The organism is Ruegeria sp. HKCCD7559, from assembly GCF_013110575.1.
Classification (GTDB): Bacteria; Pseudomonadota; Alphaproteobacteria; order Rhodobacterales; family Rhodobacteraceae; genus Ruegeria.
In genome coordinates this window covers 37,243-49,148 of record NZ_WVQU01000009.1, presented here as the reverse complement: position 1 = coordinate 49,148, position 11,906 = coordinate 37,243, and the positions used below count along the sequence as shown (strand labels likewise).

The 11,906-nt window shown below is 56.7% G+C and carries 14 protein-coding genes; 4 read left to right on the top strand and 10 right to left on the bottom strand.

Features of this window, described 5'->3' with window-relative positions:
• Positions 1-46: 46 nt before the first annotated feature.
• From GS605_RS18305 to GS605_RS18290, 4 genes are all read right to left on the bottom strand, one after another.
• A complete protein-coding gene (locus tag GS605_RS18305; protein WP_171637795.1) occupies positions 47-1,429 on the bottom strand; it encodes an adenylate/guanylate cyclase domain-containing protein in 1,383 nt (460 codons plus the stop codon).
• 140 nt (positions 1,430-1,569) lie between these two features.
• Positions 1,570-2,670: a site-specific DNA-methyltransferase gene (locus tag GS605_RS18300; RefSeq protein ID WP_170427508.1), complete on the bottom strand. Its 1,101-nt coding sequence runs from the start codon at positions 2,668-2,670 to the stop codon at positions 1,570-1,572.
• Between the two features lie 107 nt (positions 2,671-2,777).
• Positions 2,778-3,395, bottom strand: a complete 618-nt coding sequence (locus GS605_RS18295; protein WP_171724898.1) for a ribonuclease HII — start codon at positions 3,393-3,395, stop codon at positions 2,778-2,780.
• Between the two features lie 110 nt (positions 3,396-3,505).
• A complete protein-coding gene (locus GS605_RS18290; RefSeq protein ID WP_171637801.1) occupies positions 3,506-3,964 on the bottom strand; it encodes a hypothetical protein in 459 nt (152 codons plus the stop codon).
• A gap of 176 nt (positions 3,965-4,140) precedes the next feature.
• Between GS605_RS18290 and GS605_RS18285 the strand changes: the two genes are divergently transcribed.
• From GS605_RS18285 to GS605_RS18275, 3 genes are all read left to right on the top strand, one after another.
• Positions 4,141-4,428 carry a hypothetical protein gene (locus GS605_RS18285; RefSeq protein WP_171724897.1) on the top strand — a complete coding sequence of 96 codons (288 nt, stop codon included), beginning with the start codon at positions 4,141-4,143 and terminating at the stop codon, positions 4,426-4,428.
• Positions 4,400-5,101 (top strand): helix-turn-helix domain-containing protein, encoded by a 702-nt coding sequence (locus GS605_RS18280; RefSeq protein ID WP_171724896.1) that lies wholly within the window; start codon positions 4,400-4,402, stop codon positions 5,099-5,101. Before GS605_RS18285 ends, GS605_RS18280 begins: the two co-directional genes overlap by 29 nt.
• A 106-nt stretch (positions 5,102-5,207) precedes the next feature.
• A complete protein-coding gene (locus GS605_RS18275; RefSeq protein WP_171724895.1) occupies positions 5,208-6,782 on the top strand; it encodes a DUF427 domain-containing protein in 1,575 nt (524 codons plus the stop codon).
• Positions 6,783-6,883: 101 nt separating this feature from the next.
• Here GS605_RS18275 and GS605_RS18270 read toward each other — a convergent pair whose 3' ends face one another.
• The 6 genes from GS605_RS18270 to GS605_RS18245 form a co-directional block, all read right to left on the bottom strand.
• Complete coding sequence (locus tag GS605_RS18270; RefSeq protein ID WP_171724894.1) at positions 6,884-7,678, bottom strand: DUF1217 domain-containing protein; 795 nt, start codon at positions 7,676-7,678, stop codon at positions 6,884-6,886.
• Entirely contained in the window at positions 7,675-8,076 is a 402-nt protein-coding gene (gene flbT, locus GS605_RS18265) for a flagellar biosynthesis repressor FlbT (protein WP_171637811.1), read from the bottom strand. The genes GS605_RS18270 and flbT overlap by 4 nt, the downstream gene beginning before the upstream one ends.
• The gene (gene flaF, locus GS605_RS18260; RefSeq protein ID WP_171637813.1) at positions 8,076-8,450 is read right to left on the bottom strand and encodes a flagellar biosynthesis regulator FlaF; all 375 of its coding nucleotides are present in this window, start codon (positions 8,448-8,450) and stop codon (positions 8,076-8,078) included. The genes flbT and flaF overlap by 1 nt, the downstream gene beginning before the upstream one ends.
• 77 nt (positions 8,451-8,527) lie before the next feature.
• Positions 8,528-9,739: a flagellin gene (locus GS605_RS18255; protein ID WP_171724893.1), complete on the bottom strand. Its 1,212-nt coding sequence runs from the start codon at positions 9,737-9,739 to the stop codon at positions 8,528-8,530.
• A 208-nt stretch (positions 9,740-9,947) separates the two neighbouring features.
• Positions 9,948-10,307 (bottom strand): flagellar biosynthesis protein FlgN, encoded by a 360-nt coding sequence (locus GS605_RS18250; protein ID WP_152459294.1) that lies wholly within the window; start codon positions 10,305-10,307, stop codon positions 9,948-9,950.
• Positions 10,297-10,572 carry a rod-binding protein gene (locus GS605_RS18245; protein WP_171637817.1) on the bottom strand — a complete coding sequence of 92 codons (276 nt, stop codon included), beginning with the start codon at positions 10,570-10,572 and terminating at the stop codon, positions 10,297-10,299. The genes GS605_RS18250 and GS605_RS18245 overlap by 11 nt, the downstream gene beginning before the upstream one ends.
• Positions 10,573-10,682: 110 nt before the next feature.
• Here GS605_RS18245 and GS605_RS18240 point away from each other — a divergent pair, with 110 nt between their 5' ends.
• A complete protein-coding gene (locus GS605_RS18240) occupies positions 10,683-11,906 on the top strand; it encodes a flagellar hook-length control protein FliK (RefSeq protein ID WP_171724892.1) in 1,224 nt (407 codons plus the stop codon).

Below are 11,906 nucleotides of genomic sequence, written 5' to 3'. Positions count from 1 at the left end.
CTGTCAGCACTGCATCTGCGATCCTGTTCTGACGGGCGGGAGGCCCTCAGCTTTTCATCACCCAGACATCCATCGGCGCCTCGACCCCTCGCACGGTTTGGTCGCGGCAGGCACCAAAACCGGCCATGACCTCCGGCGCCTGCGGGTTTTCTTCCTCAACCCGCAAACGCACGGCATCGCTGACAACGATACGCGCCTTGAAATCACGCGTCAGTGCCTCAAGCTTGGCCGCCACATTGACCGCATCGCCAATCACCGCGAATTCCAACCGGTTGGCGCCGATATCCCCAAGTACGACCGAGCCGTAATGCACCCCAACGCCGACATGGATTTCGGGCTCTCCCACCCTGCGACGTTCCAGATTCCAACGGTCGATCACACCCACCATCGCACGCGCGCAGTCCAGGGCATTGCTCGCGTCCAGGGGCGTCGGCACCGGAGTGCCGAAGGTCGCCATCAAACCGTCGCCCAGATACTTGTCCAAGGTCCCGTGGTGCCGGAATACCTCGGTTTCCATACGGGCATGAAACCCGCGCAGAACCTCGATCACTTCATAGGGATCCCGCCCGGCGGCGTATTTGGTGAACCCGACGATATCGATGAAAAGAACGGCCACATCTTCTTTGCGGACCTGTTTCAGCGGTTCATCGTTCTGGCTCAGCTCATCCACCACATTGGGCGAGAAATACCGCGACAGGTTGGCCCGTTCACGTTCCAATCCTGCGTTGTTCATCAACAATTGATTGAGACGCCGCATCGAAATGCCCAGAGTTACCGCGACCATTATGAATACGATCACTTGCTGGATACGTTGAGGGACCATGAAACTGTTGGGGTCCAACAGCTCGGCAACATCCGGATAGCCCTGCAAGGCCTCTGCAACCTTTTCGCTGATCCCCGGAATCGGCGTTGCCACCCACGAGGCAACGATCCAACCGATCGTCCACATCAATGCCGTCCACGAACCGATGGCAATGACCGTTCGCCAGGAATAAGCCAGGGTTCCAGCCGCCAGGATGACGAAAAAGTACTGAAAGTTGTCAAACCGGTATTGCATGGCCAGAGGGCGAACATCGTCACTGAACGGGTTGGGCACGATCATTCCAAGGGTCATGATCAGCAAATCCACGAAGATCAAAAGAAGCTCGACCCGCGATTGTCCCACCCGACCGGAACGGCGGATCAGCCAACCGTTGGCGCAGATCAGCAGCAGAATGAAGTGATACCAAAGCACCTCCCATTGCGGGTTCAGGAAAACCAGAAGAACCCCGGTCAGCGCCATCGCCACCCAGCGCGCGCGGACGGCCAGTTCCAACCCTTCTCGCTTGTGCCGCTCCAACGCGGCCTCGGTGTATTTGTTGTCCAGATCGAACGTGTCAGGTTCCGTGAAAAACAGACTGCGGCGGGGCTGCGCGGTTGTCTCGGTCATGGCCGTGATCTTTCTTGCAGTGTCAGGGTCAACAACATGCAATCACTGTTGATCCGAAAACAAAAGACCCCGCCGTAGGATCGGCGGGGCAAGGCGTAGTGCCTTGTGTCAGGCCACAGGCACCGGCGGTGTTCTTTGTATCAGTTCATCTCGGCCCGGATCTGCTGGCGCAGAACGTCGATCGGAACCGTTTTGCCGTCACGCTTGAAGCACCAATAGGTCCAGCCATTGCAGGATGGCGCATTTTCCAGATGGGCGCCCACCTGATGGATCGAGCCTTTGACGTTGTCACCGACCAATGTGCCATCGGCCCGGACCTTGGCTTTGTGGCGCTGGTTCATGGAATACAACTCTTCGCCCGGGCGCAGCATGCCACGTTCGACCAGTTGCCCGAAGGGCACGCGCGGTTCGGCGCGTTTGCTGGCACTGACTTCCAGCGCTTCGCGGTCGAACTTGCGGACCTTGGCAATACGCTTCTCGGCCACCTTGCGGTAGCTTTCCTCGCGCTCGATCCCGATGAACTCGCGACCCAGCATTTTGGCGACTGCACCGGTTGTACCTGTGCCAAAGAACGGATCCAAAATCACATCGCCCGGATTGGTCGAGCCAATCAACACGCGGTGCAGCAGCGATTCCGGCTTTTGTGTCGGGTGTGCCTTGTCGCCGTTTTCATCTTTTAGACGCTCATGCCCGGTGCAGATCGGCAGCACCCAATCGCTGCGCATCTGCACGCCTTCGTTCAGAGCCTTTAGCGCCTCATAGTTGAAGGTGTATTTCGCGCCTTCGCGTTTGCTGGCCCAGATCATCGTCTCATGCGCGTTGGTAAAGCGCTTGCCCCGGAAATTCGGCATCGGGTTCGACTTGCGCCAGACCACATCGTTGAGGATCCAATATCCTGCGTCCTGCAAAGCCGAGCCTACACGGAAAATATTGTGGTAAGAACCGATCACCCAGATAGCGCCGTTGGGCTTCAGCAGACGGTGTGCTGCCTTCAACCATTCGCGCGTGAACTGGTCATAGGCACCAAAGCTGGAAAACTGGTCCCAGTGATCATCAACCGCATCCACCTGAGAGTTATCCGGGCGGTGCAACTGGCCTTTCAGCTGCAAGTTATACGGAGGATCGGCGAAAATCAGGTCAACCGACGCCTCGGGCAGACTGTTCATCACTTCGATGCAGTCCCCGGATAGAATCGTGTTTAAAGGGAGCGCTTTTGCGCCCTTTTTGGTGGTCGTTGTCATATCACTGCCTCAAGTATCCACGGCGCTTTTGCGCTCATTTGGTTGAGACAAGGATGAGTCAAAGACGATTCGCCGTCAATTTCTTTTTTGAATCAGCGACTTACGATTTACTCTTGATACAAGATATTGTGCACTGGCTTGAACGAACGTCTATGGTGTGGGGTCACGCCAAGATTTTGCAGCGCTTCCTTGTGTTGTTTTGACGGATAGCCGGCGTTGGTTTCCCATCCATATCCCGGATGCTGTTGCGCCAAATCCACCATCACCTGATCGCGCCAGTTTTTCGCAAGGATCGAGGCGGCTGCAATCGACACCGATCGGGCATCCCCCTTCACGACGGCCTGCGACGGGATTTTCAGGCCGCGTGGAATCATATTCCCGTCGATAAGCAGGAAATCGGGGGCCGGCGACAGTGCCTCAACCGCGCGCAGCATCGCCAGATGCGATGCCCTGAGGATGTTGATCTCGTCAATCTCGGCGACCGAGGCTTCGGCCACGGCAAACTCGGCGCTGTGCCGGATCTCGGCATCCAGGGCGGCCCGACGTCTGGCCGTCAGCTTCTTGGAATCATTCAACCCTTCGGGGATGGCCTGTGGGTTCAGGATCACCGCTGCCGCGACGACCGGGCCGGCCAAAGGGCCGCGCCCGACCTCATCCAGGCCCGCGATGCGGCAATGGCCCCGGCCCAGCAGCGCCTGTTCAAGTTCGAAATCTGGTTTTGTCATGCCTTTGGAAAACCGTGTTTCACACAGCGCCGCAAGAAAAAAAGAGAGGGCAGCCCACACCGCCCTCTCTCACACGGCGCTTCTTTGGCGCCGCTCCTGCTCAACCGGTGTTACTGGTAAACGACACGGTATCCTTTCTGGCGCAGGCACGCGGGTTCGTATGCCCGCTTGACCTTTTGCCCATTCCAGAAACCGACTTTGCACTCTTGCGGCAGGCTATTGGCATGTTTGTAGTGCTTCTTGAGGCATTTCGGCCCAAGCAGCGGATGATCCTGTGAATACCCGTTGAATGTGCGCAGGCAGCGCTGGGGCAGATCATAACGCGCCACGCGCGGCGGCAGAGGGCGCACCGGCTGCGGCGTGTAAGGTGCCGGGGTATAGGTTTGGTGGCGAGTCGCCCGATCCTTTTTCTTTTCCTTGTTGTAATAGTGAACCCCGGCCCCGATGATCGCGATGGCGGCCAGCCCGCCAAGAATGTCCTTTGCGTCCGCAGCCCGTGCCTGAGACGCAGACACCCCGGTTATTGCAACCGCGGTCGCAACGATGAATGCGATGAATTTCTTATGCATGATGCGTGTCCTTCATAGTGTTTGGGCGACCGTGTGACGGAGCGCGTCCTGATTGCCCTGACACTGGGGGCGACCGGCCCAGACAAGCAATAACGGCCCGGTGTTATCGGATATCAAAACCCGCAAACCCCTTGGGTTATTGAATATCGCGGCGACTCGTGCGCAGGATGCGGCCTATGAAACAGATCCTCTCTTCTCTGACCTTTGCGGTCCTGATATCGCTTGGCTCTGCTGCGTCTGCGGCGGATTGCTATGCGGATTACAAGGCCAAGAAAGACAACCCGCTGCGTTTGCATTATGGGGTTATCCAGGTCTCGAACTGCGACAAGGGCCAGGCCCAAGCAGAAATCGCCCAGCGCCTGAGCGCGTCAGGCTGGACCTTGCTTGAAGTGCAGTCCGTTTTCGGGCCGGAAGGGTTGGATCAGAGGAAAGGCAATGCCGGACAATACTATCTCCGTTTCTGACGCACGCCGGTCGGGGGTCCGTCTGGTTGTGCTGGGCGTCGCAGCCATTATCGCCATTCTGATCACCGCTGCCGTTTTCCTGTTCTGGACCCTGCCGGACGCCAACGCATTCAACGCGCGGGTCGAGCGATTGTTCATCGAGACCGATCTGACCTCGCAAACCGAAATCCGGTTGCTTGAAATTCTGGCTCAGTCCGGCACCGCCTTCGCCGACACCCTGTCCAGCTATCGGATGGTGATCTATGTGCTGCTGGTTTTTGCCTGCGCCATGATGGCCTCGGCATTGGTCTTTCTGGTGATGCTGGTACTGCTGAACCGACGCATGGCGCAGATCGAACGCACCGGCATTCAGGTGACCTCGTTGCTGATCAGCCGCGAGGAAAACACCGTCTACCTCAACAACATGGATTTCAAACTCACGCCTGCCGCCATGGAAACCTTGTCGGTTCTGGCTGAATCGCGACTGGATGATGAGGTTTTGTCCGGCGCCCAGATCGAGGCGATGATTTCCGGCCGTAATGAAGCCGATTGCGACGAAGCCGCAGGCGCGACGCGGATCAAACGGTTGCGGGATGCGCTTGGCAATCAGATGGTCAGTGAACTTCTGGTCAAAAACATCGCCAAAAAAGGGTACATGCTGTCCATCGAAAAAGACGTCATACAAATGGTCTGAACCTTGCTGCATGACCGTATGCGTTGGCACTTTTCCCTTCTGCGCCTCTTGGAATGTGGGATGCAAAGCCCCATTCTAGAAAAAACCCAGGCAAGGGAGGTCGCATATGAACGTCCACGCCGCACCAAAAATCAATGGGTATGGAATATCGGTTGAATCGCTGAATGGCAGAATTGCCATTTATCGCAATGATGTGCTTTTGGCTGAAAGCACAGATGCCAAGGTGATGTATGAAACGCGCCTGCCGCCCACGATCTATGTTCCCCGCGCGGATGTCTGTGTTGATTTGAGCGAAGAAACAGACCTGCAAACATTCTGCCCGTTCAAAGGCACTGCCACGTATCACGACATCAATCTGGGGTCCGAAAACCTGGCCAATTCTGTCTGGGCCTATGAGGAAGCCCTGCCCGAAAGCGCGGCCATTCAAGGCTGTATCGGCTTTGTGCCCGGCGCCTATACGAAGATCCATCTGGGCGACAACCGCCTTCGCGAACCTGAAGACGGCAACATCAGCGGGCCCCTGATTGATTGGTTGATGCGTGGTGCTTCGACCGCGGCAACGCCCGAAAGCTTTACCAAAGCGCTCGCCGAAAAGATGCTGGAGCACGGCATCGCAATACAAAGGCTGAGCATTCTGGCCTGGTCCCTTCACCCCCTGATCGCGGGAAAGCACTATATCTGGGAAAAAGATGAAGAAGAGATTCTGACCCGGGCTCCGACATACGAAATCTATGATCACCCAGCTTTCATCAACAGCCCCTTGCGGCATGTCTCGAACGGCCTGGGTGGCGTGCGGCAAAGGTTGAATGATGAAAACCCGCATAACAGTTTCCCGATCATGGAGGACCTGCGGGCCAAGGGCGCAACAGATTACGTGGCCATGCCCTTGCCGTTTTCCGACGGGCGCACCAATGTTCTGACGCTGACCTGCGATCACCCGGACGGGTTTACCACCGAAAATCTGGGCCTTGTCTTTGAATGTTCCTCGGTAATCGCCCGTTTCTACGAAGTGTTCATGCAGCGTGAAAACGCGCAGGTCTTGCTGGAAACCTATGTCGGCAAACGCACCGGCGCGCGCGTATTGGGCGGCGAAATCAGGCGGGGTGACGGGGATGAGATCGACGCCGCCATCATGTTCTGCGACCTCCGTAATTCAACGAGCCTGGAAGAGAAGCTGGGCCGGGGCGAGTATATCAATCTGCTGAACGAGTTCTTTGAAACGGTCTCGGGCATTGTTCATGACAACAACGGAGAAGTCCTCAAGTTCATTGGCGACGCTGTGCTTGCCGTCTTCCCGGCAACGGACGAGGATGCCAGTACGGCCCGCACCAATGCCCAGCGCTCGGCGATCAAAATCGTCGAAACTTTGGGAGAGCTGCGAAAAGTAGGTACGGACAGGCATTGCGACTGTTCGATCGGCGTCGCGTATGGGCGTGTCACCTACGGCAATGTGGGATCTCGCGAACGGCTTGATTTCACAGTTATCGGTCAGGCCGCAAACATCGCCGCACGTTTGGGCGAGTTCGGCAAGTCGCAAGGGCACCGCATTGTCGTTTCAGAAGACATCGAACCCGCCTGTTCCAATGCTGTACCGCTGGGAGACGTCAATCTGCACAATGTGTCCCGTCCCGTCAGATCATACGCTTTACGAACCGCAGCCGATGAGATTCTGAACGGTTGAGGCCTGTCGTTTGCAGTTCTGAAGAAACCCGCATTGCCTTGATCAACGTGACGCCCTTGCGATCATGCTTCACCGATCACTTCGATCCGGAGGCGTTCTGCTCAAACGGCCCCCAACAAGATCAATGCGGTCTGCGCCGGCGAGATCGTGTTCTGAAGTTGCGCAATCTGACTTCTGGCCAAATAGGTGTCGGTCAGTTTCTCAACAGACTGTGGGTTCGAAAACTGTGCCAGGTCATCCGAGCCGGTCAGTTTGAGCAACCTAGCCTTGAACTCGACCAGTTGTTTGTCAATGTCCAGCTGCGCAAAGGATGACGGCAGTCCAAGTGCCGTTTCCATCATGCTGCGCAAAGGTGGCAGCCCCATAAGATCAAACCACTTTGTGTCTGCGCTTGAGGTCCTGTTGGCAAGATCCGAAAGCTCTCGTTGTGCATAGAGCGAAATTCGCATCGTTTCATCCGACTCGCCAACGGCGATTTCAAACCTGGCCGTCAAATTGGCCTGGGCGATTTGCTCCATGTCGGACGTCCGCGCGGTTTTTCGGACAGCTCCGGGACCAAACCCAAAGGCGTCAGAAAATGCCCGGTATCGCTTGTCGGCCAAACGATTGGACAACGCGTCATCCGCCTGTGTCCCATCCTCGAGGATTTTGCGTATGAAAAACCGGTTGTCCAAATCTCCTTCCAAGCCGAACGCACCCAAAGCGACCTGCAACAACCTGCGATCCGTAACCAGCTCTTCAGCGGATTGGATTTTCCCGATGTTGTCCAGAAAATACTTTGTCTCTCTTTCATTTGCTGCTGACGACGAAAAACTCTGGAGCTGACTTTCATAGGTACGTTGCAGGAACCGCCAGCCCACGATTCCGCCGCTTGGAATGACGGGTTGGAATGTCATTGCTGGTAAGCCATCAGCCGCTCTTCGCGCGGCAGAAGCGAGCGAAGCGATTTGAGGCACTTGTAATAATGCTCTGCAACCAGGGCATCCGTGGCTTCGGCCAAGACCCGACGGCTATCCGCATCCGTAAAAACCTGGCTCAGCTCTTCCACGCGGCGCAACAGTTGCTGACGTGCTTGGCAAGGTTCGATGTCCCCTGACAATACAAGCTGCGCGGCATAACAGACGCGGCGCACCGGCGTATTCACCTCATCCGGATGAATCGCGTCCCGCAATCGAAGTACATTTGCCTGGGGCGTCATAATAGAAAACCGGCCGCGGCGATCGCCGTTCTCAATTACGACCCCGTTGATCAGAACCCTTTCTTTCGGGGCAAGCTTTAGGACCAGACCGCTCATCAAGTTGCCCTCATTTGGCGCAACCCGCGCAGTACGGCCGTGTTGATTTCCACCAACGGCTCAACGGTTGCGCCGTCTCCCAGAACGCGGCTGCTGTGTTGTTCGGTGAATTCGGCAAGGTAGAAGATCCTGGCTCTCAGGTCGTTGGGCAGGGCATTCTCGGAATCGGCAACGCCGGTTGCGAGCACCCCCCATAGCCGCCGGTTTTCGTGCACGGCCTGAACAAAACCCGAAAAATCCGTTGCCTTTTGTGCTGTTGCTGCCTTCAGGCGCCGTGTGATCCTTGAAATCGCTTCGTATTCTGTGTCTCGAGGCGTCCGAGTCGGCGCGGTGGTTTGCGCATAAGTTTGATGGGCTAGGGTTTGCGGTGTCACTTGAAATCCTTCCAAAGGGCCGTCATCAGGCAGTCATTGATGGGGCGCGAAGAACGCGCCCCAACCGATTTCGCGAATTAGCGGAACAGCGACAGAATCGACTGCGGTGCCTGATTGGCGATCGAAAGCGACTGTGTTGCCAACTGTTGCTGAACCTGAAGCGCCTGTAGCCGCGCCGAAGTCTCTTCCATGTCCGCGTCGACCAGAGACCCGATACCTGACTTGAACGAGTCGGACAGGTTCGAGATGAACTCTTTCTGAGTTTCGATCCGGCCTTGGGAGGAACCGAAAGCAGCTGATGCATCGATCGAAGTATCGATCAGCGATTCAACGGCGGCCAGGGCAGCGGTCGCACCCGCACCGGTCGATACATCAATGCCGGCCAGCGCGCCAAGACCACCTGCGCCGGCGTTCACGAATTGAGCCGAGAATGAAATGTCAGAGCCCGTACCGTTGGTGATGGACAGGGTTCCTGCTGTACCCGAGTCATAGTCGACGGTCAGACCGGTAATCCCAAGCTCTTCAATCTTCGATTTCAATCCAACGGCAACCAGATCACCGGTTGTTGTCGCGGCGGCGTCTTCGGCAGACACGGTATAGGACACGACCTGATCGTTGATCGCGACGACAACCTTGTCGCCGGCGGCAAATGCACCGCTGGATTCGTCGGTGACCAGCGCGGTCGCAGCAGTCGCGCCGTTGTCGATGGTTGCGCCGACGCGATCGTTGCCTGCCGATGCGCCGGTCGAACCGTCAAAAACCTGCTTGGTGACATAACCGCCGGTTGACAGGTTCTGCCCTGCAACGGTGATCGACGATGCGGTCACGGCCCCGGTATTGTCACGATCCAACGACGCCAGAACCGAAGCGGAACCAGCAGAGCCGTCAACCAGGTTCAGGCCATTGAACTGCGCTGCGCTGACAACGGACGCAATCTGATCTTTCAGAGCAGTCACATCATCATTGATTTTGCCTCGATCAACGTTGTCTTCCTGCGCGGCGACGATCTTGCCTTTCATCTGGGTCAGCAGATCAGTGACGGTTTCTGCGGCATTCCGGGCAACGGCGACGGTCGATTCGCCAAGCGCGAGGCTGTCCTTGATGGCGTTGAAACCTTTGACGTCCGACTCCATCACTTTGGAAATCGCCCATACTGCCGAGTTGTCCTTGGCCGTTGCGACATCCTTGCCGGTCGAGATCGCGTTCTGGGTCATCGCCAGGTTTTTGTTGACCGACTTGAGAGTTTGCAGCGCAACCATCGCGCCATTGTTTGTCAGAATGCTGGACATAGCTTTCATCCTTTTCGTTCGGGCCATTTTGCCCATGTTCACCCCGCACTATTTGCGGGCATTGGTGTCTTTCTGACCTGTGCGACGCGCCGCGTGGCCGTTCGCGCCACCTGTTGATCTCAGGTGCAACACCACTTTTGAACTCGATCCCCTAACGGAGTGCTAAAGCGCCCGGCCCAGAAATTTCGGATTTGAATCAAAATTCTGCCTATGCCCGCTTTTCCAGCTTTGCCGTGCTGCGCACCGCGAATTCACTTCGCTGTCCGTCTGCACCATAGGTGCTGAATTCCTGCCGAACGCGCCGCAATTCAGCCATTCGGCTGGCGACCGCCCGGATGCCTTCAGCCGCGCTGTTCAGCAGCGCCTGATTGCGCTCGGCTTTCTGTTGGACGCGAATCAGTGCCTCACTTTCCAGCACCTGAAGATCATTGATTGCCCCGATCAGCTTTTCTTTTTCAGGCACCATGCTGGACAAACGGTCCAGATCCCCCTGCACAAGTGCTGCACGTTCCAAATCCAGGACTTCTTCCAAAGACTTGATCAACGCTTTATCGGCCTTAGAAGTCATCGGTTTTCTCCATCAGTGACTTGAACAGAATTTCGGAAAGGCCCACGCCGCCGGACCGGGCCAGTTGCTGCGCCTGATGTTGAACAAGCATCGAAGAAAACTGATCCTCACCGGCGCCACCGCCAAAGGACTGACGGGTCTTTCCCAACCCGGCAGATTTCAGCGTTTCGGCCAGAAACGCGGCCTCCAGCTCTATGGCGGCGTTTTTCAGCCGGGTCTGGGGTGACTGTAATTGAGATACGTGAGGAAGGGTGGAAACCTTCATGGCATTCTCCGAATTTGCTTCGAACTTTCTCGATCAAAGGTGAAAGCGGTTAAAATAAACGTAACTTCCTACAGGCAGTGTTCCGACCAGTCACACGGAGCCGGAGCAAAATGCCCAACCCCCTAACGCTGGCGAACGCAACGCCGACCACAACCGAGAAAGCCGTCACATCTCGTAAGGCTCCGGGCCAAAACACTGGCTCGGAGAGCTTTCAGGATATCCTCGGGCAAGAGGTTGGTGCCACCGGCCGCCCTGAAGGCGAAAACGCTGCCATCAATGCCGAGCTGAAAATTGTCGAATCAGAGCCCGAATTTGTGCCGGAGACAACGGCCGAGGCATCTGAAACGGCCCATCCCACCCCGATTTCAGAACACATCGGCGAACAGCAACCCCCTTCTGCATTTCTGGAAACCCCGGACCTGGACGAGGTAAAGGTGGTGCCGGTTCAGTTGGCGGAGGTAAATCAAGCACCCTCGGAAACACTGAAACAACCACCGGTATCAGTACCAAAAGGTTTGCCCACACAAAGCGACACGCCTTCCCAGGTTCCGGCGCTCTCGCAGAAGGCGCTGGGTCCGACGACCCAACCTGTGCAAGTGACAGCCATGACCGAAATCGGCCAGATGTTTCATCAGCTTGCAAAGCCCACAGGCACGGTCGAACAAATGGGGGCCGTCCCCTTTCCGCTGGACCCTGAAAAGAAGCCGTTGCCCGAAGTGAACATTCCGACGCCCAAACCGTCAGCGCCTGACCGGGCGCCCTCGGTGGCGCAGCTTCAGCTGATGGCAACTGCCGTTGAAGCCGAACCCGTGGCACCCGTTATCGAAGCTGAGGCCCTGCCGGCCGCCAGAGAGGAACCTTTGCCGCTGACCTCGCGTGAGTCCGCGCCTCAAATTACGGTTCCGTCCACTGCTGCCCGAACGGAAATCGCCCGGTCGATTGCTGGTCAGCTGTCAGCAGCTGTCCAGACTCGTATCGGATCAGGAGCAACGGAAATAGCGCTGAATCCGGAAGAGCTTGGGCGTGTGTCGATTGTTCTGAACGGTCGGGAGGACGGCCTGCAAATCACCATTGCGACCGAGCGCCCGGAAACCCTCGAATTAATGCGGCGTCATTTGTCCGTTCTGACAGAAGAGTTTCAGAAGCTGGGTTATGGGGATCTGAGCTTTGACCTGGGAACCTCTTGGGGTTCTAGCGCACATCAAAAGGACGCAAACGACGCTGACACACAATCCCCTTCACATTCTGAAGCTGCGCCGCATGAACGGATCGATCACACAACTTCCCAAACACAGTATCTGGCCTCGGGCCAAGGCATCGACATGAGGTTTTGA